Genomic DNA, 24,159 nt, shown 5'->3' on the forward strand with positions numbered 1-24,159 from the left:
GCAGGAGGATACCGTGCTGACGTCCCATGAGCGGATCGAACGACAAAAATCCCGGCCAGCCCTGGCCCGGCTGCACCATGCATTGTCCCGGTTGACATCGACGGCAACTGTCATGAACACCGGCGCGCATCCGGATGACGAGCAGAACGGTCTCTTGGCCATGTTCCGCTTTGGCCTCGGAATGCGGGTTGTGATCGCCTGCTCGACCCGTGGCGAAGGCGGACAGAATGCGCTCGGGCCGGAACGGTTGGGGGCACTTGGCGTGCTGCGATCGCGGGAATTGGAAGAGGCAGCCCGGCAGATCGATGCCGATGTCCATTGGCTCGGACACGGACCAGAGGATCCGGTGCATGATTTCGGCTTTTCCAAGGATGGCGACGCGACATTTGCCCGGTGGGACGAGAAGCGCATCATCGAGCGGCTGGTACGCGCCTATCGGCAGGAGCGGCCTGATATCGTCATTCCGACATTTCTGGATGTTCCCGGACAGCATGGCCATCACCGTGCCATGACCCGCGCCGCTGAAGCTGCCCTTGCGCTTGCCGCGGATGCGGGTGCTTATCCCGAACATTGTGCCGAGGGCCTGACACCATGGCGCGTGGCCAAATATTACCTTCCCGCCTGGCCGGGCGGCGGCGACACCTATGATGACGAGATCCCTCCGCCGGATGCAACCATTGCCATCGATGCTTCAGGCACGGAACCGGCAACGGGCGCCGCTTACGATCATATCGGCGAATGGTCACGCGCCTATCATGCCTCCCAGGGCATGGGTGTCTGGCGCGATACGCCGCGGCTGTCCTGGCCGCTGCATCTGCGGCATGGCCCCAGGGGAAGCCAATCCGAGCATTCCATTCTTGAAGACATCCCGGCAACACTCGCAGATCTTGCCGGCGCCGCAGGCCATTCCGCAGGCAGCGTGCTGCTGGCTGCCCATGACGCGATCAGCAACGCCATCCAGGCCTTTCCAGAGCGCGACCGTATCACCATGTTGCTCCTGGATGCTGCCGGTTATATCGACAGTATCGAAGCGCTGGCCTCGCCAGACTTCATGGCATGGCACGGACATCGGCTGGATCGCAAGCGCCGGGAAATTGACGCGGCATTGCTTGAAACGGCGGGGATAGACGTGCGTGCGGTTACAGAACCGCAGCACCTTTCCCCCGGAAGCACCGGCCGCATTACGGTGCATATGGACAATCCGTCAATCCCGCTCCCGGACGGCATATCGATCACGCTGCCGTCTGACGTAACTGTTGTCCGATCGCAGGATGCCGCAAGGTCCCGCTCTTTCGACATCAAAGCGGCTGCAACGGCTGCGCTGACCAATCCATATGGACACACATGGTCCAGCCTTGGTGGAAACGGCGCGGCTTTCGCCAATGTTACCGCCAGAATTGGCAACCGGCAGGTTCAAGGCACGTTCGATCTTGAAGAGCCATTGAGCATCGTGCCCAAGCATTCCCTGACGCTCCTGCCCGAGGCTATCATCGCCAGACGCGGCGATGCGATGCGCAGCTGGCCGATCCGGGCCGATGGGATGGATCCCGCAGTTGCATTGCGCTTTGATGCGCCGCCCGGCTGGACAGTCAGGCCGCAGGACGGCCAATGGCTGCTGTCCGCCCCTGAGATGCTGCCCGCCGGGCTCACCCAGATCACGCCGGAAATATCCGGACATCCGGCCATGCGCAGCACACCCATTTCCTACCCGCATACCGGGCGCTGCGTCTTCATCGCCCCGGAACGGCTACGGGTGCTCGCACTGGACTTGAAGCTGCCGGAAGGTGCCAAGATCGCTTACGCCGGCGGCGGCGCCGACAGGGTCGCCCTGTGGCTTCAGCGCATGGGACTGGATGTCACGGAACTTGATGCGGAGGCTCTTGGCGGCGACCTCTCGCGCTTTACCACCATTGTCGTGGGCATTTTCACGTTCGGCCTGCGAAAAGACCTGAGCGCAGCGACGGAACGCCTGCATGGCTTCGTTGAAAATGGCGGCCACCTCGTCACGTTGTATCATCGTCCCGGCGACGGCTGGATTCCCAGCGTCACGCCGCCGCGCTATCTGAAAATCGGATCACCGTCACTGCGCTGGCGCGTGACCGATCCCCATGCCCGGGTAACCATATTGTTGCCCCGGCACCCCTTGCTGACGGGTCCCAATATCATCGGGCCAGCCGATTGGGACGGATGGGACAAGGAACGCGGGCTTTATTTCGCATCGGATTTTGACGATGCCTATGAGCCGCTTTTATCCATGCATGACGCCAATGAACAGCCACTAAACGGCGGGCTGATTTCGGCCCGCATCGGCAAGGGCAGGCACACCCACACCGGCCTTGTCCTGCATCATCAGCTCGACAGACTGGTGCCGGGCGCGTTCAGACTGATGGCCAATCTCGTCCAGCCGGCCTGAAATCCCAGGCCGGCGGTTTGTTCAGCGCGATTCTGCGTTCAGCCGCTCGATTCAACCCTTCGACATATCCAGCGGCGGCTCGACGCCAGCCTTGAGCGGGCTGACATAGGGCGTACGGGCCGTCTGCTGGGCGAGCGCATGTTTGGAATCCTCAAGCAGAACCGGGTTGGTGAGAACCGCCAGGCCGAGTGCCGCCATGGCCTTGCCCGCATGCACCATGGCTTTGTGCGCAGCCGGTGCCTTGCCCTGTGCAACCACCTGCCATGTATGGAAAGGCGTGCCGATAGCGACCGTCGGCGCATGCACCTGCACCGTCGGAACGACCCAGCTGACATCCGCAATATCGGTGGAGCCGATGAAAGGTCTGCGCACTGTATCAAAGGGCACAAGAAACTCCGCCAGCGGCGCATCGGTAACCGGCATGCCGATCGCCTGATAGACGGACGCTATTTCCTGCTCTGACAGCGTTTCACGAATCTGCCGGGCAAAATTGCGATCATTGTCATCAAAAGCCGGGGCGCCAAGTTCTTCCATCGCACGGTACAGCGCCTGCTCGAGCGGCTTGTTGCCCAGCGTATTGGAGACGGCACTGATGATCTTCATGTCAACGCGCGTCTCGGTCATCATCGCCGCACCCTGCGCAATCTTGTGGACCCGCTCCACCAGATCGAGCATGCCGGGCAAATCCATGGCGCGAATGGAGTAACGCACCCGCGCATGGGCCTGCACCACATTGGGCGCGATTCCGCCCGTATCGAGTATGGCGGAATGCACCCGCGCATCGGACGGCATATGCTCGCGCATGTAGTTGACGCCGACACTCATCAGTTCCAGCGCATCCAGGGCACTGCGCCCAAGATGCGGAGAGGCCGCCGCATGGGCCGCCCGTCCGGTGAAAACAAAGTCAGCACGGGTGTTGGCCAATGACAGGGCAGGCGCGACTTCCCAGAAACTGTAGGGATGCCAGGAGATTGCAACATCCACATCATCGAAGGCCCCGGCCCGCACCATGAAGGCCTTCGCCGCTCCACCCTCTTCGGCCGGGCAGCCATAATAGCGCACGCGTCCGGCGATGCCCTTCTCGGCCAGAAAGTTCTTCAGCCCCACTGCCGCCAGCAGGGCGCCCGCACCCAGAAGATTGTGGCCGCAGCCATGTCCATTGCCGCCAGCTTCAACAGCGCTGTATTGCGTCATCCCGGCTTCCTGAGACAGGCCCGGCAAGGCATCATATTCCCCGAGGAAGGCAATGACCGGTCCACCCTCTCCGGCCTCACCGACAACGGATGTGGGAATGTCCGCCACACCTTCCGTGATGCGGAAACCGTGATGCAGCAGTTCCGCCTTGTGTTCGGCAACCGACCGAACTTCCGTGTAGCACACTTCCGGCATGGCCCAGACGCGGTCACTCATTTCAATGAGCCGCTGCTTCTCGTCCTCAACCTTTTGCCACAACCCCTGACGGTCATTCATGCTCATCTGCCTATTCCTTTATCTCTCAGAGTTGTGCCGCATCATCGAAGACCAGCGCGGAAGCCGGTGGAACGGTGCCTTCAAACCAGAATGCCGCAGCGGCACGCGACATGGCGGCGCCGTCATGGCCTACCCCTTCCACCCTGATTAACCTCCAGTTGAATTCCATCCCAAGGCGCTTCGCCTCGCGCTCGGCAAACCCGTAGACGAAGTGCGCGCGTGCATAACGTGAACGCCCCTGTGCAAGCGCTTCCGGCTGGGAGGGCAGGTTCGGATCATCCTCGGCTATGTCCTGATCGCCGGCGAAAATATGCATCGGATAGGCAAGCCAGCGCGCAAGCTCGTTCTCGGACAGCCCGATTCCGCCCATCCCCTCGGGAAATTGCCGTTGCAGGTCCGGCAAGGTGTACCAGCCGGGATTGGCAGCAATGACCGCGGAAAAGACACTGGGATCCTGTGTCGCCAGCAGCCGATGTGCAAACTGGCCGCCGGCGGAATGCCCGAACAGCCTGGCCCGTGCCTGGCGTGTTACACCACTGGCCTGAAGCGCGGCAAAGATGCGGGCCGGAACACCGTAGAGCCATTCCTCTCGCTTGCGCGCCTCGCCGCTTGCTTCCATGACAAGGCCGTTATTGTAACTTTCGGCCTCTGGAAACTGCGCATCGGAAAATGTCGGCGCAACAATCAGCAGCCGGTGTTTTTCGGCGGCGGGTATCCAGAAATCCCGATACTCGTCGCCATTGCGCAGCATGCCGTGCTGAACAATGACCACGGGATCGTCAGGACCATGGGCTTGCGGCCGGTAGAAGTGAACCGTCAGCGGCCGGTCAGGATGAAACCTGTCAATGAGGGGTATCGCACTGCTTCCGGTCGTGGGGATGAGAGGGACGGACGTCATGATATCTCCGAGTTATGCAAATGGCAGGCCGCACTCTGCCCTGAAGCGACGTCCTTGAGTTCGGGGCGGCGTTCACGGCATACCGGCATCGCCTGGCCGCAGCGCGGATGAAACGGACAGCCGGTTGGCGGGTCGAGCGGCGATGGCAAGTCCCCCTTGAGCGGCTCAAAACTGCGTTTGCGCCGGCTGATGGATGGGCTGGCATGGATCAGCGAGGCACTGTAGGGATGTGCCGGCTTGCTGAAGATGGCCGCGGCGGAGCCAATCTCGACGATGCGTCCGAGATACATGATCGCTATGCGGTCGCTGATGTGCCGGACGATACCCAAATCATGGCTGACAAACAGATAGGTCAGCCCGTAACGCTCGCGCAAATCCATGAACAGATTGATGACCTGCGCCTGGATGGACACATCAAGCGCGGAAACCGGTTCGTCGCAGACCAGAAAATCAGGCTTCACCGCGAGCGCGCGGGCAATACCGATGCGCTGGCGCTGTCCGCCGGAAAACTGGTGCGGATAGCGGTCCCGGTAGGCCAGATCAAGGCCGACTTCCTCCAGTGCCTGATTGACGGCACCGGCAATTTCGTTCCTGGGCATCAGCCGGTGCACTTTAAGGGCCTCCCCAACGATCTGGCTGACACGCATGCGCGGATCAAGAGAGGCATAGGGATCCTGGAAGATCATCTGCACCTTGAGCAGGAAATTCAGCCGCTCCTTGCCCTTGAGTTTGCCGACCGGCTGCCGGTCATAGATCACCTCACCGGCACTTGGCTGGTGAATGCCCGTCGCCATGCGCGACAAGGTGGATTTGCCGCAACCCGATTCTCCGACGAGGCCCAGAACTTCGCCGCGCTGGATGCTCAGGTCGACCCCGTCAACGGCACGCAGAACACGTGGCGGCGCAGCCTGGCCGGCGAGGGCCAGAATACGTTCGGCCATGGAGGATTTGGCATGGAAGTGTTTCTTGACACCCCGCATTTCAAAGAAGGGTTCGGTCACGGCCTGGCCTCCTGAACTGGCGCCGGACCGGCGGCTTGCGGCACGGGGTTATGGCAGCGCAAACTCCGGCCATCGATCATCTGCTGGACCGGATAGCTTTGGGAACAGACCGGCTGCACCCGTTCACAGCGCGGCCGGAACGGGCAGCCGCTCGGGCGGTCATCAATCCGCGGTGCATTGCCGTCAATCTGATGCAAACGCTCGCCTGGCCTGACCATACCGGTGGATGAATTCAGCAAACCAAGCGTATAGGGATGCAAGGGCCGGTCGAGTACGTCATCAACCGTGCCGGTTTCCACAATCTGGCCCGCATACATCACGGCCACGCGGTCGGCGAGTTCAGCCACCACCGCCAGATCATGGGTGATCCAGAGCACGGCCGTACCGGTTTCACGCGCCAATTTCTGTACCTCATAGAGAATCTGGCTCTGAATAGTCACGTCGAGGGCCGTTGTCGGCTCATCGGCAATGATCAGGTCCGGATTGTTGAGAAGCGCTATGGCAATGGCCACGCGCTGGCGCATCCCGCCGGAAAATTCGTGCGGATATTGTTTCAGCCGCACGTCCGGCGAGGAAATCCCGACGCGCCCGAGGGCTGCCACCGCTTCCCTCGCGGCCTGTGCCTGACCGCAGGCGCGATGTTCAAGGATCGCCTCGCACATCTGCTCGCCAATGGTCAGCACAGGATTGAGTGTTGACAACGGGTCCTGAAAGATCATGGCGATGCGGTCACCGCGCAAATTGCGCAGGCGCTCGTCGGACGCCCCGCGCAGATTCTCGCCATTGAACAGCACGTCGCCCGCGACGATTTCACCGGGCGGATCGATCAGCTGCACCAGCGAGAAGCCGGTAACGGATTTGCCCGAACCGGATTCACCGACGAGGCACAAGACTTCGCCGCGCTCAACCGTCAGGTCAATGCCGTCCACTGCGGCCCACGCACCGCCAAGCAGATGAAAAACGGTTTTGAGGCCGCGTACTTCCAATAAAGATGCCATCACCCACCCTTCACATTAAAGCTGCGGCGCAGGCGGTCGCCGACAAAGTTGAGTGACATGATCAGCAGCACGAGAGCGAGGCCGGGGAAGACGGCAATCCAGTATTCGCCGGAAAGCAGATAATCGAACCCGTTGGCAATCAGCAATCCGAGCGAGGGCTGGGTTACGGGAACGCCTACCCCGAGAAATGACAGCGTGGCTTCCAGCGTGATCGCGCTGGCAATATTGATGGTGGAAACCACGAGGACTGCGCCAATCGAATTGGGCAGCAGATGCGCAAGCATGATGTAGGGTGTCGGCAGCCCGAAATTGACCGCCGCCTCAATATACTCCTTGCGGCGCTCCACCAGTGCCGATGCCCGCATCAGGCGCGCATATTGCGCCCATTGCACCAGTATGATGGCGAAAATCACCTTGTCGACGCCGCGCCCCACCGATGCCAGCAGGACGAGGGCGACAAGAATGGACGGAAAGCCCAGCATGAAATCGACGATGCGCATGATCAGCGCGTCCACCATCCCGCCCAGCTGGGCGGCAAGCAGGCCCGCCGCAACCCCGATCGTCAACGCGCCCAGCGTTGAAAGCAGGCCAACCAGGAGGCTGGTGCGCAGCCCATACAGGATGGCGCTGACCATATCGCGGCCTTGCGCATCGGTTCCCAGCCAGTAGACCGAACCGCTCATGCTCGCGGCCCCGGGCGCCAGCCGGTTATCCATGACGCTGAGCGTGGCAAGATCATAAGGGTTTTGCGGGGCAATCAGCGGGGCAAAAACTGCAAGCAGAACGAGACAGGCCAGCAATATGCCGGCACCGCGTGTCGTCGGCCTTTTACGGATACCGCGCAAGACTTTCCGGCGCAACGGCGTCGCCGTATCGTCCGGAATGATCGGCTTGTTCATACCATATCTCCGGATAGTTTTACGCGCGGATCAAGAACCGCATAAAGCACGTCGACAATGAAATTGACGGCCACGAACAAAAGCGTTGCCAGCATCACATAGGCAACAACGACAGGGCGATCCAGCTGATAGATGCTGTCGATCAGCAATTTACCCATGCCCGGCCAGGAGAAGACTGTTTCCGTGATCGTGGAAAAAGCCACAAGGCTGCCAAACTCGATACCGACCACAGTCACAACAGGGATGAGGATGTTGCGCAGCACATGCCGGCCAACAATACGCCGGCGCCTCACCCCCTTTGCCCGGGCAAATTTCACATAATCCTGTGTCATAGCTTCCGTCGTGCCGGCAGCCACCAGACGGATCATCAGCGCCATGTTCGGTATGGCGAGATTGAGCGAAGGCAGGATCAGATGCCGTAAACCATCCGTGGTAAACAGGCTGGTCTGAATGCCGAGAAATGCAACCGTTTCGCCCCTTCCGGCGGTTGGCAGCCAGCCGAGCGCCACGCTGAACAACAGAACCAGCATCATCCCCTTCCAGAAACTGGGCAGGGAAAAGCCGATCACCGTGCCCGTCATGATCGCCCGTGACGGGCGGCTGTCGGGGTTGAGCCCGGCCAGCAGACCCAGCGGAATACCGATCACGGCGGCTCCCGTCATCGACAGGAGCACCAGTTCGAACGTAGCGGGCAACCGGGCCAAGATCAGGGAAACGACCGGCACGCCGTGCACGAAGGAGGTGCCGAGATCGCCTTTCAGGGCATTGACCAGAAAGGTGAAATATTGCTGCCACACCGGCAGATCCAGTCCGAGCCGCTTGATCAGCGCCAGCCTTTCGGCGGCGCTGACCTGCGGTGGAACCAGCAGTTCAACAGGATCACCAATGCCATAGACGGCAAAGAACACAGCGACGGATACCGCAACAAGAACCAGTGCACTCTGGATCAGCCGCTGAAGAATATAAGCTGTCATGGCATATCACTCAGATTTCTGTCCCGTGCCGGCTTATTTCACCGGCTTGACGGACATCGCCAAAGTGAACTGGTCTGAACGGCCTGTGTAGGTGAGGTTGGCCTTGTGTGCCCACACGGCGCTTTCGAAATGCAGCGGGATGAACGCGAAATCCTTCATCATTTCGGTCTGAGCCTGCTGCAGCAGGGATGAACGCTTGGCATCGTCCAGCGTCGAAATCGCCTCCAGGATCAGCTTGTCAAATGCGGGGTTGGAATAACCGCCGTAGTTGGAACCGCCAACCGTGCCCTCCTTGTTGGGCGTTGCCGGCCACTGACGCAGGAAGGACGAGGCCTCACCGCTGGTCGATCCCCAGCCACCGAGCGCCACACTCAACTCCTTCTTCGAACGGCGCGGGAAATAGATGGCGCGGGTCATGGCGTCAACGTCAGCCTTGATGCCGACCTGCGTCAAATATTGCGCCACGGCCTGCGTGATTTGACTGTCATTGATGTAGCGGTCATTGGTGGTGGAAAGCGTCAGCTGAAAGCCGTTTGCATAGCCTGCTTCGGCGAGAAGTTTCTTGGCTTCGGCCGGGTCATAACGCAGCTCCGGCGGATTGGGCAGCGTGCCGAACATGCCGGTCGGCAGGAACTGGTAGGCGGGTTCAGCCGCACCGTCCATCAGGCGCGCGACGATTGCCTTGCGGTCGATGGCGAGCGACATCGCCTGGCGCACACGCACATCCTGCAGCGGGTTCTTGCCGTCGGCAGCCTTGACAAAGGGGCTTTGCGCGCGACCGACATCAAGCTGGTAGTAGATCACCCGCGTCGTCGGCGTAATCACATAACCGAAGCGCTTGTCATCCTTGATACGGGCGAGATCGCGGGCAGCCGGATTTTCAATCACGTCATAGTCGCCGGCGAGAAGACCGGCCAGACGCGGTGCCGCATTGGGGACCGGCAGAAAACGGACGCTTTCCCACGGTTCGGCATCGCCCCAGTATTTGTCATTGCGGTCGAGATCGATGGCGGAGCCCCTTGTATAGCTCTTCAGCTTGTACGGGCCGGTTCCGATGGCGAGCTTGCCGTCATTGAAATCCCCGACCACCGGCCAGGTACCGGTAACGCCGCAATTCTTGCCAATATCGAAACTGAGCTTGTCGTGCTTGACGATGGAAGAGCTCAAAATACCGACGGTGCCGAGGAATGTCGGCAGCAGCGGTTCAGGCGCCTTTGTGGCGATGACCACCGTATGCGCATCCGGCGTTGTGACGGACTCGAAATTGCCGGTAATGTCGGCGAATGAACCGGCAATCGCGGTTTCGTTCTTCAGTGTACGGCAGAACGTAAAGACCACGTCATCGGCCGTGAAGGGCGATCCGTCCGAGAATGTGACACCCTCACGCAGCTTGAACGTCCAGGTGTTCTTTCCATCATTTTCCCACGAGGTCGCGAGTGCCGGATGCAGCTTCTGCTTTTCATCCTGCCGCGTCAGCCCTTCAAAGATGTGGGCAGTGAGCGCATTATTCGGCGTAAGATCGTGATAATGCGGGTCGATTGCGGTCGGCTCGGAGCCGAGAGCAATGCGTAAAGGCTGTGCATGGGCAGAGCCGGCGAAAAGACATGTTGTCAGTAGGCATGCCAATAGTGTCTGTTTATGCATAAAGTTCTCCGTTCCCCAACGTCTCGTCATTTTTGACATGTTTATTTTCAAAAATAACGTATATGAAAATTTTATGCCGTCAACACCGGAAACGCGTATGTCAAAAACGTTGAACCCAAAATCAGATTTCTCCAACCGCATGTCTGCCGCTTACCCTTCCCTGAGCAAATCGCACCGCAGGATTGCCGACTTCGTGCTGGCAAGGCCGCTTGATGTTGTCGCGATGTCCATCGAAGGCCTGGCGCAGTCGAGCGGAAGCTCCACGGCAACCATCACCCGCTTCGTCCGCGCGGCCGGCTACAGCGGCTATGCCGAGTTCCGCGAAAAAATCGTTTCGGATTTTCAGTTCGTGCCGGAAGAAATCCTTGCCGTTAACGATACGGACAAGGACACAGGCCGCAGAAACCTGTCATTGCACAGCCTGCTGGCGGACAATGCGGACAACATCAGGGACACAATAGCCAATATTGACAATGCCACCTCTTCCGGGTTCATCGCAGCGCTGATCAACGCAAAGCGGATCATCATTCTGGGCACCGGTGCAAGCCACTACGCGGCAACGTTTCTGGAAGAAGGCCTGGCGCTGTACACGGAAAAAAGCGTCTCCAACATTCTGTCGAGAGGAGCCTCTGAATATTCCAACAATTTCGTGCGATCCGTGGACGAAGGCGACGTCGTCATTGCCATCTCCATGCCGCGCTATTCAAACAATACGGTGCAGCTGTCGAAAGCGGCCAAAGAGAAAGGCGCTTTGATTCTGGCAATCACCGACAGCCCGACTTCGCCCCTGGTTCCCATCGCCGACATCATTCTGTTTGCACCCGCCCGCAACCGTCTCTTGCCGAATTCACCCGCAGCGATTTTCGCGCTCGCGGACGCCATTGTCACCACCGTTGCGGCCCGCCGTCCGGATATTGTCGCCTCGACAATCGGCGTCCCGCCCGAAGACCTGTTCCTGTGATCCCTACTTCTCGGCAGCTGCGGCAAAATCCGCGCGGAAGGCCGCAAGATCAGCAATACTGACATCCGACACCGCCCAGAATGTCAGACCGCCACTGGACCATTCGGCAAAATTATAGCCTTCGCGTGTCCTGCTTGCCGCGGCAACGGGAGATGCAGGCCAGACGAAAACATTGATGACGTGACCGTGCCGGCGGTACACCAGAACCGCGACCACCCTGCCATTGATATAGTCCACGCGGCCGCCGACGAGGGGAAAACCTTGTGCCGAAAGGTCGATGACCGGCGGAGAATAATCGATCTTGCCATTGAACCAGGGCTTGACCGTATGCTGGTCGGAAGTCTGCACGTCGGTCAGGTGGTCAACGAGCAGGGACCGCACATGGCTGGCAAGAATCTGATCCTGGAGCACGCCTGTCTGAGGCGGCACCGACAATACAAGGAAAACACTTGCGGCCAATGCTGCGAGTGACGGAATAAAGCTCCAGCGCCTGATGAAATCGGCGGCTCTCCACCATGTGCCGAGGCGATGTGCCGATGCGGAAGAGCCTGATGGCGCTCCGTCAACCTCATGTGAAAGCGCTGTCACGATCCGCTCGCGAACACGCTCGGGCATCTGCCACCGGACACCGTCCTGACCGATGATATCTTTCAGTTCCCTGTATTTTTCCAGCTCCGCCGTACAACTCGCACAGGTGGCAAGGTGGTCTTCGAATTGCAGCGCATGCATTGGATCGAGCTCACCATCGATGAAGCCGTGCAGCATGACAGCCCAGTCAGAGCATTTTTCCGGCCTGGTCTCGCTCATGATGCTGCCGCCTCGCCGCTGGCTTCACCGTGCCAGATCTTGCCGAATTCCTGCCGGGCACGGGCGAGCCGTGACATCACGGTTCCAATCGGCAGTTCCGTGATGTCAGCGATCTGCCGGTACGACAGCTGTTCGAGTTCGCGCAACACCAATATTTCACGCAAGGCATCGGGGAGCGAATATATGACCATGCGAACATGCTCGGATTCCGTCTTGCGGATCAAAGCGGTCTCGGGCGTATCTTCTTCAGAGGCGATGTCCGCGCCGATAGGGGGCGTCGCCCCGTCATTGTTGTCCGTCAGAGGCATTTCAAAACGAGCCTTGCGGCGGTTTTCCTGCAGCCAGACGTGGTAGCAATTCCTGACAATGGCAAAGACCCAGGATCGCGTGTCACCGCCGCGATACCCGTCAAAGCTGCGATAGGCGCGCAGGAAAGCGTCCTGGACAATATCCTGCGCGGCATCCCCGTCCCGGCTCAGAAAACGGGCAAAATTGTAAGCGGCGTCCAGATGCGGAATGATCAGCCGGTTAAACCGTGCTGCAGCATCGGCCGCAGCGCGCACCTTTTCCGGAGCGAGACCCGGACCTGCCAATCCTGCCATGTGCACAATGAGATCCGGCAATCCACCGCCTTGTCCGCCAAGGGCGCGACGCGACAGCACATTTGCCAGAAATGCACGCATACCCGCCACCCGCGACCGCCAGGCAAGCGCTGCATGGGTGGAATCTGGAACAAGCATGGATATGGTTGCAGGGGGCGTTTCTGTCATGATGTTCCCAAGCGGCACGGTCACCGCACATGAATCCTCTTCGAAATTCCAAAAGCCGTTTGTTACCTAGATCGACCGGAACGCCGGATTATTCCCGAAACCCGCAAATTATTTCGCTGCTGGCGCAGAATGCTCATCTTACACCGTTTTACGGTGCCTTGCGCAGCTCTTGCTCGTCAGAATTACCGCAGTATTTTCAATGCCTTGCATAAAAACCCGCGGCCAATGCGAATAAACGCCTGCTGATCTCAATCTATTTCATCAGCGGAGGCAGTTCGAACCATGTTCTCCGTTTGGCTAGAGCTTTCCATTGAAGGAGAATTCCAATGTTCGACATCACACGTCGCGCCGTTCTCGGATCCGCGGCCGCTGCGGCGGCCTTCGGGCTTTCCAGGCAACTCGAATTTATCCCGCCGGCATGGGCTGAAACACCAGTCGAACCGTCCGTGGGCTTCTACAAATACAAGGTCGGATCGGTCGAGATCACCGCCGTCTATGACGGCATCTGGCGCAAACCCCATGACCCGGCATTCATCAAAAATGCTTCTGTCGATGAGACCAAGCAGGCCCTGGCAAAGGCGGGCCTTACCACTGAATTCATGCCAATTCCGCTGACTGTCGTCGTGCTCAAAATCGGTGACCGGCTGGTGATGATGGACGCAGGCTCCGGCGTTGGCCAGTGGCAGGCGAATGCTACCCATCTGCCGGCGAACATGCAGGCGGCCGGAATAGATCATACAAAGATCGACACCGTCATCATCTCCCATTTCCACCCCGATCATGTGTGGGGGCTGATGGAAAAGGAGACGAATGCCCCGGTGTTTCCGAATGCCGAACTGGTCGTGAACGAGACCGAATACAACTGGTGGACCGAACCGGGACGCGTTGACAAGCTGGCGGAAGGCCGCAAACCGGCCGGCAAGCGCATTGCCCAGGTTTTCCCGACATGGAAGAACTGGCATCTGGTCAAGGATGGCGCGGAAGTCGCCCCCGGCATACATCTGATCGCGGCCCCCGGGCATACACCCGGACACTCCACTTTCCTTGTCGCCTCCGGCAACGAGCAATTGCTTGTCTCGGCTGACACGATGTACGTGCCTGCCCTGCTTGCACCCCACCCGGAATGGCAAGGCAGCTACGATCAGGATGGCCCGACCGCCATCACCACCCGCCGCAAGCTCATCGATCGTGTGATCGCCGACAAAATACGGATCTGCGGTTCACATTTTCCATTCCCCGGCTCGGGCACCTTCGTCAAGGACGGCAATGCCTATGGCTTCACGGCCACCGTTCAAGCTTAGAAACACAGAGGAGACAGGATCATGATCAAGAATGCATTCATCGGCTTTGTAAGCCTTGTCACTGCCGCAACCCTTATGCCAGGCACTGTAGTCGCCCCTGCCTACGCCGTGGACAACATGGAGACGGCGGGTGCTCCGGATCTGACATCGGCGCGCGCAAAGATCGCAGCAAAAAATTATGCCGGCGCTTTGGAGGAGCTGCGAGGGCTGGCCGAAGACAGTCCACAGGCCGACGTCTACAACCTTCTCGGCTACACACTGCGCAAGACCGGTGATTTCGAGACATCTCTGACCTATTATACCAAGGCCCTGGAGCTCCAGCCCGATCACAAGGCCGCCCGCGAATATCTCGGTGAACTCTACGTTGAGACCGGGAAAATGGACAAGGCAAACGAGCAGGTGGCGTCGCTGACACGGCTTTGTCCCAATGGCTGCGAAGAGCTTGAAGACCTGCAAAAATTCATTGCCTCAAACGGTACCAAATAACGCAAAGGCGGGCGGCCGGGCGCCGCCCGCCTTTTCCGCCAGTCCAAAGGGAGAAAACGTCGTGAACATGATGGCAAAAGGCACGCATCTCGCCGATGTTTTGATGCTGTTCAGCCGGCTGTTGCTGGCCTGGATATTCCTGCACGAGGGTTTCACGCTGGCCGCAAATCTGGACGGAACAATTGCCGTCATGGCAAAGCTCGGTGTGAATGCACCGCTTGCCCTGGCGACCATCGCCCTTCAGATCGGTGCTGGCCTATCCATCGCTTTTGGCTTTTACGCCCGTCTCGGCGCTTTGGCACTGGGGATATTCTGCCTGCTGACGGCGCTGCTGTTCCACACCAATTTCGCCAGCCAGAACGAGCTGCTGCATTTCGAAAAGGACCTTGCCATTGCGGGTGGCATGTTTGCCCTGGTCGTTGGCGGCGCCGGGAAGCTGTCCGTTGATAATTTGTTGCGGCCGCAGCCGCTACAGAGCTGACTGTGTCCGGGCCCCCGCCTAGACGACTGCGGCTCAGCGGCGGCTGAAAGATGCAATGGTTTTCAGTGCGCCGTCGAGCGCAGTTCCCTTCTCGTCCTTGAGTGCCGCCTCGCGCAGACGCCTGATCCAATCAGCAGCATCGGCACGCCCCCTCAAATCATCAAGGCTTGAGAGCACACGATCAAATTTCGACTGCCCGCGTACATGCGTATCGCTGTACCCCTTGATCAACCGGCGGCAATGGATGATTTCAACACCAAGTGCGTAATCATCCCCCGCGCGGTCGAGCGCAAGCTTATACCAGCGTTGGAGATGATCCATTTCTACGTGATGGCGCAGAAGCGAGCGGCGCCAGCGGCGCAGGCCGCCAACGCACCAGAGCATGGCGAAGCCCGACATGCTGTCCGTCCGGATATGCCGGCCGCGATTGATGCGCCGGTCCACCCAGGCAAAGAGTTTTGGCCGCTTTTCGATGTAGCGACCGAGAGAGAGCGGCAGCGTGCCGCAGAATTCTTCCGCACGCGGATGAAAATACTCGGTCAGCTGCAGTACTGCCGCGTCATTGATGCCGACTTCGGCGCGAACGCGTCCATCCCGTTTGGACCGCGTTTTCAGATCAGCCACCCGGATCATGTCGTCATAGCACATGGCATTGGCAAGATGCTTTGCAGCGGCAATCGACAATGCGCAGGTTTCCGCCGCAAGGTCCGCCTTGACGGCCATATCCAGACGGTCGAGATATTCAGCCCCATAGGCAAGGTCCTGATAATCCGTGACTTTGCGCAATCCGCGCAGCGCCATATCCTGAACGGGCATCGGATAAGCCGCGATACGCACATTGAGCTGTTGCCACTGCGCGAGAAGCCGGGCGGGTCCCTTTGCCTGTTTCCCTGTGGGCCGCGCTTCTGACGCCGCTGCCGGCTCGGCCTGGCCTGCCTTGCTGGTTTGGTCATAGGCCGCTGCAAACGCCCGCAAGCTGGCAGCTGCCCCCCGGCCCGAACCACTGAGGATGCTCGCATAGCTCTCGCGGTCAAATGGCAACGCACCCGATGCGGCCAGTGCGCCGAACAGGCTTGCCGAGATCATTGATCCCGCCTCAAGCGCGACTTTTTCCAGATCAAGACAAACGAGATGCCGCGCCGCATTCTTCATCGTTGCCATCACCTGATCTGACGGCGCCCGCCCGTCGCCGGGCTCGATCTTCTCCGAAACCGCAGCGATGCGGTGGGAAGATGCAATCAGTGTCGTGCGGTTTGGCGTGACGAACCCCCGCATGACGGCGCGTCCCGCCTCCATCAGCTCCGCCGCGATCAGGATGTCCACATCCCCTTGAGCCGGCGCCAGGGCAAAGACTGGCATGCGGCCGGTATCCCGGCACATCTCGACATAGTAAATGGTCGCGCCAGTGCGCTGCGCGACACCTGCCACCGATGTGGATTGCGCCCGGTAGCCATTGTGTTCGGCAACGGCAGTGATCCAGTCGGCCAGCACACCGCCGCCCTGGCCGCCAACCGCCAATATGGCAAGTTTTATGATCGCGCCGGTGTCCTCCGCGAGGGTGCCGGCGAGCGATGAACCAATCATGTCACGCATCCAAAAACTCCAGCCGCCGCTTTTCGCGCCTGTTTTGCAGCGCTCTGATCATCTTCCGGCGCAGCCTGTCGGCGAACTGCCGCCATGGACCTGGATTGTGAACCACGTCAGCCCTGTAGAACGATGGGCACAGCACGGCGGCATCCGCCACCTCCCCGCAATTGCCGCAACCAACGCAGCTTTGGTCAATATGGGCCACCGGATCATCCCTGAGCGGATCATCCAGTGTTTTTACCGACAGTGACGGGCAACCGGACAGCCGCATACAGGCATGGTCACCGGTGCAGATATCTTCATCGATGCCGAATTTCGGTTTGACGACGGTCTGACCCGCTTTGATCGCCGTGTCTATCAGAGGTTTTTCCCGGCGTTGCCGGTTCAGCATGCACTCGGACGATGCAATGATAACCTTCGGGCCGGTGTCAGGCGTGGACAGAGCTTCGCGCAAGGTATTGCGCATCCCGTTGACATCATAGGTGTTTTCAATGTGACGAACCCATTTGACACCCATGCCTTTTACGGCCTCGGCGATCGGATGCTTCGTTGATTTCGACCGGTTGCTGGCACGCGACGAGAGAATGTCCTGACCGCCGGTCGCTGCAGAATAGTAATTGTCGACGATAACAATGACGCCGTCATTGCGGTTGAAGACAGCGTTGCCAATGGACGAGGTCAGACCATTGTGCCAGAACCCGCCATCACCGACAAACGAGATCGAACGGCGCCTGGCGTCCGGAGAATTGAAGGCCGAAGCCGAAGCCGGGCCCAATCCGTAGCCCATCGTCGTTGCCCCAAGCTCGAATGGCGGCATGATCGAAAACAAGTGACAGCCGATGTCCGATGCGATGTGGTGCGGCCCAAGTTCCTGCTCGATCAGTTTGGTTGCGGCGAAGATGGGCCGTTCCGGACAGCCGGTGCAAAAGCCGGGCGGCCGGCCCGGCACGATAGCGGCCAGGTCGGACATGTCCTGGGAAATATCCGTGGTGTTGGGTGCCCGTATGTGAGCGGGCAGCAGCTGCGATGCACGCTCGCGCAGAAACGCGCCGATGCCATCGAGCATCACCTGGCCGGTATATTCTCCGGCCATCGGCATGACTTCCTTGCCGATGACCCGTGTCGTGTGACAGGCCTTGTGCAGCATGGACGCGAATGCCTGCTCGATATAGTTCGGCTGACCTTCTTCAATGACCAGAACCGCATCCTTGCCGTCGCAGAAATTCAGGAATTCATCTTCAACCAGGGGATAAACGGCATTCAGCACATAAAGCGGCACGCGGGTCTCGCCATAGAGATCGGCAAGACCAAGGCGCTGCAAAGCACGGACAACACCGTTGTACATGCCGCCCTGCAGCACGATTCCGACCCGCGCGATATCCGGACCAAAGACCTCATTGATCTTGCGCGAACGGATAAATTCCACGGCCGCCGGCCAGCGCTTCTCCACCTTCTCCTTCTCATGCAAAAAGGAAGCCGGCGGAAGAACAATGCGCTTGGTATCCCGCCGCGGCGCATCCAGCGCATTCGCCACGGTCATCCGGGGGCGTTGATTGTCCTTGGCAGTGAATTGCCCGTGGACATGGCAGCAGCGAATGCGCACCTGCAACATGACCGGCGTATTGGAGGCTTCGGAAAGCTCGAAACCATCCTCCACCGACTTTACGATCGATGGAAGATTGGGGCGCGGATCCAGCAGCCAGACCTGGCTTTTCATCGCGAAAGCATGGCTGCGTTCCTGCATGATCGAGGACCCCTCGCCATAATCTTCGCCGACGATGATCAGTGCACCGCCCGTCACGCCACCCGACGCCAGATTAGCAAGGGCGTCGGAGGCCACATTGGTACCGACAGTGGATTTGAAGGTTGCTGCGCCCCGAATGGGATAATGCACCGAGGCCGCAAGCATTGCCGTCGCCGTGGCTTCGGACGCACTTGCCTCGAAATGCACCCCCAGCTCACCCAGGATATCCTGCGCATCGGCAAGAACGTCCATCAGGTGACTGATCGGGGCTCCCTGATAACCGCCGACATAACCGACACCACATTGGAGCAATGCCTTGGTGATCGCAAGAATGCCCTCACCGGAGAACTCTTCGCCCGCGCCGAGCCGAAGTTTCTCCACTTCTTTTGCAAAGGACCGTTCAGCCATCGGAAGTTCTCCTGTATCAGATTGCCAGTCCGCGCGCCGCCATTTCTACGCCTTGGGTATGAGCGCCAGCACGCGGGTCGGGCTGCCGGTGCCATTCTTGATCTTCAGCGGCGCTGCGATGAGGATCGCGCCCTTTGCCGGCAAACGGTCCAGATTGCATAGGCTGGCAAGGCCATAGCGGTTGGCCTGATGCATCAGGCTGTGCGCCGGAAACGGCGGGGTCATGCCGCCGGCCTGCCCCGCATCGGTGCCAATGGTCTCGCTGCCCCAGCCGATTGCGCCGGTCGCAATGATGTACTGGATGGCTTCGGCAGTTGGTCCCGGCGTATGCGGACCCGTCTCGTTGGCATTGAGGAAATCAACCTCCGAGGCATTGCGCTTGTACCAGTCCGTGCGCATCACGACCCACTCGCCGGGGCGGATGGCGCCGTGCTTTTCCTCCCATGCCTTCACATGATCGGCGGTCAGAAGGAAATCGTGATTTTCAGCCGCTTCCCTTGAACAGTCGATGACATTGACGGGCGCGACAAAATTTTTGACCGCGATGGTATCGGTCGACCCGTCGGCGTAATCCTTACCGGTGATCCAATGCCGCGGCGCATCAAAATGCGTGCCGGAATGCTCGCCGAGTTTCAGCCAGTTCCACGCCCACCACGGACCATTCTTGTCATAGGCCGATATCTCGTGAATCTCGATCTTTGGCGTGTCCACGGCAAGTTCCGGCGGCAATTTGATCAGGGGCGTTTGCGGACTGAGTTCCGCTGCGAGGTCGACGACCTCCACACCGCCGGACAGCAGCAGGTCAGCCAATTGGCCAAGCAATTCGTTGGTTTTCATTGAAATGTTCCTCTCGTTTTCCGCGCTCTTTCAGTCGCTGTTCCCGCTGTCGATGCTACCGCGCAATGGCAGTCTTTGCACCTTGTGATTGCGCTCCATGACGCTCGATCAGGATGTGGAGCGCCTTCTCGAACCGGTGAATTTCCTCCATCGTATTGTAGTGAACGAGGGAGAGCCTAACTGCGCCGCTGTCCATGCTCAGATTCAGCCGCTTCATCAGGCGCGGTGCATACATATGGCCGTCGCGGATGCCGATCATCATGCCGGACATTTCTTCGGTGACGAGCTTCGGCGACAGATCGCCAATATTGAAACAGAAGGTCGGAACCCGCTGATCGATACGCGCCATGTCGTCAATGCCGTAAATGGTTGCGCCGCAATCCTTGAGTACGCGCAACATCTCGGCCGCGAGCTGAAGTTCATAGGCGCGGATTTTGTTCATGCCGGCCACGATGTTGTCACGGCGCTGCCTGTTGTTGGATGGAGCGAAATTGCGGCCGATGGATTCGAGATACCGGACCGCGGCATCCATTCCCGAAACATTCTCGTAGATGAATGTTCCAGCCTCGATCTTGTAGGGCGGCACATCGGGAATGAAATCCTCGCGAAACGTCGGCAAGCGCTTCAGTGTTTCGAAGCGTCCCCAGAGAAAGCCCATATGCGGGGAAAAATTCTTGTAGCCGGAACAGACGAGGTAATCACAATCCCACGCCTGGACGTCGATCAACCCATGCGGCCCGTAATGCACGCAATCGAGGAACACTTCCGCGCCTGCCGCATGCGCAACTCTGGCAACCGACGCGACATCGACGATCGACCCGATCGAATGGGCGGTAACGGTGCAGGCCACGAGCCGGGTGCGACTGGTCACCAGTGGCACAAGGTCGTCAACATGCAGGTTTCCATCTTCGCGCATGCGCCACCAGACGAATTTTGCCCCGGCGGACTCCAGCGCCAGCCAGGTAGCGATGTTGGCATCGTGATCCATGTCGGTGACGATGATTTCATCGCGTTCACCCAGCATCTGGCCGATGCCGAGGCTGACCAGACGAATGAAGGACGTCGCATTCATCCCGAAACAGACTTCCTGCGGGTCGCGCGCATTAATCAGCAGCGCCACACTTTCCCGCGCGTCGGCAACGGCCTTGTCGACCTGCACGCTGCGCCCATAACGGCCGCCTCGTTGAACATTGAAGTCGACCAGATGCGATTGAACGGCATCAAGCACGCTTTGCGGGATCTGAGCCCCGGCCGCGTTGTCGAAGAAAATGAATTCACCGGCCTTCTGCAAGGCGGGAAACATCGATCGCACAGTGCTGACCGGAAACTCAATTTCGTTGGTATGGGGCATGACGGATTCCCTTGATGTTCGGCGGCTGTGCCGATGTGTCGAGTTGTTGATGCCGCTTGCTTATCGCGAGCGCTGCTGCTTGCTGCGTTCCTCAAGGTGACTGACCAGCCGCACGAGCGGCCAAAGGAATGCAAGATAGATGATGGCTGCTCCGACCAGAGGTGTCGGATTGGCCATGAGGGCCTGGGCATCGGTCGCCTGCTTCAGAAGGTCCGGCATGGCAACGACGGAAGCGAGCGACGTATCCTTGTAGATCGACACGCAATTGCTGGTGAGCGGCGGAATGACGATCTTGATTGCCTGCGGAAGTATGACCTTGTGCATGGTGACCCAGAAAGGCAGACCGAGCGCAGATGCCGCTTCGAACTGCCCGCGCGGGATGTTCTCGATGCCAGCACGGCACACTTCGGCGGTGAAAGCCGCCAGCACCATGGACAAGGCAATCGTGGCGGATGTGAACGATGTGAAGCGGATGCCCGCTAGAGGCAGCGCGTAATAGATCAGGATGAGAATGACCAATATGGGCAGGGCGCGGAAAATATCGATATAGAAGACCGTCGCATATTTCAGCGAGCGTGGCCCATAAAGCCGCATCAGGCACAAGACAAGGCCGCCTGCGCAGCCGAAGACAATGGCCGCGCATCCCAGAAAGATGGTGTTACCGAGCCCGCGCAACAGGATCGGGAATGACTCAACCAGTATTTCCCAGTTGAAGAAGGTATTGATCAGTTCCATCGGGTTACCTGCGCCTTGAAGAGGCCTCTGGTCAGCACGCGGTTGTGCTGGCCGGCGCAATGCCGGCCAGAGAATGCCAATCGCTATTGAGCCTTTGGAACAGGCAATACGGTCAGGGTGCTGGTGCCCGGCTCCGGCGCGGTGCCGAACCATTTCGTATGAATTCCAGCCATCGTGCCATCGGTTTTCATCGCGGAAATCGTCTCGTTGACCTTCTCGATCAGCGGGCTCGTTTTCTTTGCCATCATCGCAAAACGCTCGCCGGTGGGAATGCGCACCAGTATCTGCAATCCCGGCATTTTTGTCATGGCATATTGAAAGCCGGCAAGTTCGCCTGCACCCCCGTCAATCCGCCCATTCTGTACCTCCATAAGGAGGTCTTGCTGCGTGTTGTAACTCTTGACTTCGGTGATCCCGAGTTTCTGGGAATTGGCCTTTGCCCAGGCATCCCCGGTCGATCCGGCCACCACGCCAATGGTCTTTCCCTTCAGCCCATCGAGTGACTTGAGCGCCGAGCCGGATTTCCCGACCACAGTGCCATCGCTGTCATAATAGGGCTGCGTGAAAGACTGATTCTTCAGCCGCTCATTCGTGATCGAAATCGAGGAAATAGCAAAATCGATGCGGCCGGAATTCGTCGCCGCAAACAGCGCCTGAAATCCCATATCCTGGATATCGGCGGTCAGGTTGAGGCGTTTGGCGACCTCGCGCACCACATCGATTTCATATCCTTCGAAATCGCCGGATGCTGTCTTGTATTCCCATGGCGGGTTTGCCGGATAGGCTCCGACAACGATTGATTCAGCGCTCGCCGAGGCGGCCGCAAAAAAACTTGCTGCAACAAGGATTCCCATTAGACGTGAACGGTTCAGCATTTTGTTTCCCTCTGTTTTTACCGTTTCAGTTGTCTTCTCTCAGGCTCATGCCCTCATCTTCATTCGGGCGTCATGGTCTCCATCGGGTGTTCATGTCATTGGATCATCCGCTTGAGCGAATGGCACAGCTCATCAACGTTGCTGCGGCTCGTCGCAAATCCGGGGGAAAGACGCAGGGTCGATCCGCGTGCATCACAATACAGGCTTTGCTCGCGCAAGACCGAAACAAGACGGGCCGCATCAATAGTCTCCGGCAATGAAAGCATGACGCTCCCGCCTCGCCTGCCCTGATCCAGAGGTGAGCCGAGGGACCAGCCGTTTTCCAATGACTGTTCTACAATAAGGCTGGTCAGGGCAGCATTCTGGGCGGCGATGGCATCGACGCCCGTGCCGATTGCCCATTCAAGGCCCGGCAGGGATGCTACAGACGCCAATATGGCTGGCGTCCCATGATCAAAGCGGCGGGCATCCGATGCGTAGGAAAAGCGGTTCAGGTCCCAGGAGAAAGGGTTTTCCTGACTGAACCAGCCGCGAAGTTCCGGCTCGCAATCGGCAAGCAGCTCCGGCCTTACCTGTAGAATACCGGCACCTGAGGTTCCGCAAAGCCATTTGAGCGAGGTGGAGACGACAAAATCCACATTGTTTGCCGTGAGCGAGAAGGGTGCGACGCCGACGCCCTGCGTGATATCGGCACCGACAATCGTGCCCATGCGGCGTCCGTGCTGTGCCAGCCGCCCGATATCGCAACGATGTGAGGCAGTGGAGGTAACGAATGTCAGCAGCGCGACGCCGACGTCGTCCTGCCAGCGCGCAAGCATATCGTCATCGCGAACCCATTTTTCCCCCGGCCGCAGCGGCACGGTATCGAGGACAAAACCAAAACGGCCGGCAATCTTCGCCAGCATGAAATGCAGACTCGGAAAGCAGTCTTCGGCAATGAGGAAACGGCGCCCGGAAAGTGCGGTTTTGGGAAGACCGCCAATCAGGCTGTACAGGGCGGCCGTCACGTTCTCAGCCGTTGTCAGCGAGCCTGCCGGTGCGCCGATCAGTCCGGCCCATGCATCCATGAACCGCTGCCGCGCGGCAAGTGCCGCAGGCCACTGCCCGTCATTTTCCGCACACCATACCTGTGAAAATGCCGTCAGCGCGGTGCTCACGGCGGCTGCCTTGCCAGGAAAGGTACCGATCGAATGGTAGAGAAAATAGCCTGACATGCCCGCCTCTTGTCAATTTGTGATCATTTGATCACAAATCTAAAAAACCGTCAATTGCCCCTCACCTGCATCTTGCAAAAACGGTTCTGCGCATTCAGCTTGCGGGAAAGATGCCGGGCGGATGTGCTGCGGCCTTGAGCGCCTCAAAGAAATTCGGCTCTCTTGGACCATGGCGCCTCGTGACAGCTTTGCTTGATTGTAATCGTTACCTGTTTCAGGCTATCAGCCATAGAGTGAACAGCCCGGCGGATTTGTTCCCGAATGCAGGGGAACGCACACCGGCGCAGCGAAGAAGGAAATGTCCA

At 59.1% G+C, this 24,159-nt stretch carries 21 protein-coding genes; 5 read left to right on the top strand and 16 right to left on the bottom strand.

Annotation, left to right across the window (positions count from 1 at the left end; genetic code table 11):
• Positions 1 to 13 precede the first annotated feature (13 nt).
• Positions 14 to 2,413, top strand: a complete 2,400-nt coding sequence (locus C5750_RS18190; protein WP_105735332.1) for a PIG-L family deacetylase — start codon at positions 14 to 16, stop codon at positions 2,411 to 2,413.
• A gap of 51 nt (positions 2,414 to 2,464) precedes the next feature.
• Here C5750_RS18190 and C5750_RS18195 read toward each other — a convergent pair whose 3' ends face one another.
• Genes C5750_RS18195 through C5750_RS18225 form a run of 7 tightly spaced genes read right to left on the bottom strand, consistent with a single transcriptional unit; the run spans position 2,465 to position 10,297 of the window.
• Positions 2,465 to 3,883 carry a M20 family metallopeptidase gene (locus C5750_RS18195; RefSeq protein ID WP_105735430.1) on the bottom strand — a complete coding sequence of 473 codons (1,419 nt, stop codon included), beginning with the start codon at positions 3,881 to 3,883 and terminating at the stop codon, positions 2,465 to 2,467.
• A gap of 25 nt (positions 3,884 to 3,908) precedes the next feature.
• Positions 3,909 to 4,781, bottom strand: a complete 873-nt coding sequence (locus tag C5750_RS18200; RefSeq protein ID WP_105735333.1) for an alpha/beta hydrolase-fold protein — start codon at positions 4,779 to 4,781, stop codon at positions 3,909 to 3,911.
• On the bottom strand, positions 4,778 to 5,782 hold the full coding sequence (locus C5750_RS18205) for an ABC transporter ATP-binding protein (RefSeq protein ID WP_105735334.1): 1,005 nt from the start codon (positions 5,780 to 5,782) through the stop codon (positions 4,778 to 4,780). Before C5750_RS18205 ends, C5750_RS18200 begins: the two co-directional genes overlap by 4 nt.
• The gene (locus tag C5750_RS18210) at positions 5,779 to 6,780 is read right to left on the bottom strand and encodes an ABC transporter ATP-binding protein (RefSeq protein WP_199538090.1); all 1,002 of its coding nucleotides are present in this window, start codon (positions 6,778 to 6,780) and stop codon (positions 5,779 to 5,781) included. The genes C5750_RS18205 and C5750_RS18210 overlap by 4 nt, the downstream gene beginning before the upstream one ends.
• Positions 6,780 to 7,679: an ABC transporter permease gene (locus tag C5750_RS18215; protein WP_105735336.1), complete on the bottom strand. Its 900-nt coding sequence runs from the start codon at positions 7,677 to 7,679 to the stop codon at positions 6,780 to 6,782. The genes C5750_RS18210 and C5750_RS18215 overlap by 1 nt, the downstream gene beginning before the upstream one ends.
• Positions 7,676 to 8,653, bottom strand: a complete 978-nt coding sequence (locus C5750_RS18220; RefSeq protein WP_105735337.1) for an ABC transporter permease — start codon at positions 8,651 to 8,653, stop codon at positions 7,676 to 7,678. Before C5750_RS18220 ends, C5750_RS18215 begins: the two co-directional genes overlap by 4 nt.
• A gap of 33 nt (positions 8,654 to 8,686) precedes the next feature.
• The gene (locus C5750_RS18225; RefSeq protein ID WP_105735338.1) at positions 8,687 to 10,297 is read right to left on the bottom strand and encodes an ABC transporter substrate-binding protein; all 1,611 of its coding nucleotides are present in this window, start codon (positions 10,295 to 10,297) and stop codon (positions 8,687 to 8,689) included.
• 97 nt (positions 10,298 to 10,394) lie between these two features.
• On the opposite strand from C5750_RS18225, the gene C5750_RS18230 reads away from it, so the two are divergent.
• Entirely contained in the window at positions 10,395 to 11,258 is an 864-nt protein-coding gene (locus C5750_RS18230; protein ID WP_105735432.1) for a MurR/RpiR family transcriptional regulator, read from the top strand.
• Between the two features lie 3 nt (positions 11,259 to 11,261).
• Here C5750_RS18230 and C5750_RS18235 read toward each other — a convergent pair whose 3' ends face one another.
• Both C5750_RS18235 and C5750_RS18240 read right to left on the bottom strand, forming a co-directional pair.
• Complete coding sequence (locus C5750_RS18235; RefSeq protein WP_105735339.1) at positions 11,262 to 12,065, bottom strand: anti-sigma factor family protein; 804 nt, start codon at positions 12,063 to 12,065, stop codon at positions 11,262 to 11,264.
• The gene (locus tag C5750_RS18240; protein WP_425350486.1) at positions 12,062 to 12,748 is read right to left on the bottom strand and encodes a sigma-70 family RNA polymerase sigma factor; all 687 of its coding nucleotides are present in this window, start codon (positions 12,746 to 12,748) and stop codon (positions 12,062 to 12,064) included. The genes C5750_RS18235 and C5750_RS18240 overlap by 4 nt, the downstream gene beginning before the upstream one ends.
• 413 nt (positions 12,749 to 13,161) lie before the next feature.
• Between C5750_RS18240 and C5750_RS18245 the strand changes: the two genes are divergently transcribed.
• From C5750_RS18245 to C5750_RS18255, 3 genes are all read left to right on the top strand, one after another.
• The gene (locus C5750_RS18245) at positions 13,162 to 14,136 is read left to right on the top strand and encodes an MBL fold metallo-hydrolase (protein ID WP_105735341.1); all 975 of its coding nucleotides are present in this window, start codon (positions 13,162 to 13,164) and stop codon (positions 14,134 to 14,136) included.
• A 75-nt stretch (positions 14,137 to 14,211) separates the two neighbouring features.
• Positions 14,212 to 14,622 carry a tetratricopeptide repeat protein gene (locus C5750_RS18250; RefSeq protein ID WP_425350487.1) on the top strand — a complete coding sequence of 137 codons (411 nt, stop codon included), beginning with the start codon at positions 14,212 to 14,214 and terminating at the stop codon, positions 14,620 to 14,622.
• Between the two features lie 67 nt (positions 14,623 to 14,689).
• Positions 14,690 to 15,103 (top strand): DoxX family protein, encoded by a 414-nt coding sequence (locus C5750_RS18255; RefSeq protein WP_105735343.1) that lies wholly within the window; start codon positions 14,690 to 14,692, stop codon positions 15,101 to 15,103.
• Between the two features lie 33 nt (positions 15,104 to 15,136).
• On the opposite strand, the gene C5750_RS18260 is transcribed toward C5750_RS18255, so the two are convergent.
• The 7 genes from C5750_RS18260 to C5750_RS18290 all read right to left on the bottom strand — a co-directional run bounded on the left by C5750_RS18260 (position 15,137) and on the right by C5750_RS18290 (position 23,854).
• Positions 15,137 to 16,696: an indolepyruvate oxidoreductase subunit beta family protein gene (locus C5750_RS18260; protein ID WP_425350482.1), complete on the bottom strand. Its 1,560-nt coding sequence runs from the start codon at positions 16,694 to 16,696 to the stop codon at positions 15,137 to 15,139.
• Positions 16,689 to 18,842, bottom strand: a complete 2,154-nt coding sequence (locus C5750_RS18265) for a thiamine pyrophosphate-dependent enzyme (protein WP_105735344.1) — start codon at positions 18,840 to 18,842, stop codon at positions 16,689 to 16,691. Before C5750_RS18265 ends, C5750_RS18260 begins: the two co-directional genes overlap by 8 nt.
• 45 nt (positions 18,843 to 18,887) lie before the next feature.
• Positions 18,888 to 19,679: a cyclase family protein gene (locus C5750_RS18270; RefSeq protein WP_105735345.1), complete on the bottom strand. Its 792-nt coding sequence runs from the start codon at positions 19,677 to 19,679 to the stop codon at positions 18,888 to 18,890.
• Positions 19,680 to 19,734: 55 nt separating this feature from the next.
• Positions 19,735 to 21,030, bottom strand: coding sequence for a cysteine desulfurase-like protein (locus tag C5750_RS18275; protein WP_105735346.1), 1,296 nt, complete (start codon positions 21,028 to 21,030; stop codon positions 19,735 to 19,737).
• 60 nt (positions 21,031 to 21,090) lie between these two features.
• Positions 21,091 to 21,765: an amino acid ABC transporter permease gene (locus C5750_RS18280; protein WP_105735347.1), complete on the bottom strand. Its 675-nt coding sequence runs from the start codon at positions 21,763 to 21,765 to the stop codon at positions 21,091 to 21,093.
• Positions 21,766 to 21,848: 83 nt separating this feature from the next.
• Complete coding sequence (locus C5750_RS18285; RefSeq protein ID WP_105735348.1) at positions 21,849 to 22,640, bottom strand: ABC transporter substrate-binding protein; 792 nt, start codon at positions 22,638 to 22,640, stop codon at positions 21,849 to 21,851.
• 95 nt (positions 22,641 to 22,735) lie between these two features.
• A complete protein-coding gene (locus C5750_RS18290; RefSeq protein ID WP_105735349.1) occupies positions 22,736 to 23,854 on the bottom strand; it encodes an aminotransferase class V-fold PLP-dependent enzyme in 1,119 nt (372 codons plus the stop codon).
• Positions 23,855 to 24,159 lie beyond the last annotated feature (305 nt).

The sequence above is a fragment of the Phyllobacterium myrsinacearum genome (assembly GCF_002980555.1).
Taxonomy (GTDB): Bacteria; Pseudomonadota; Alphaproteobacteria; order Rhizobiales; family Rhizobiaceae; genus Phyllobacterium; species Phyllobacterium myrsinacearum.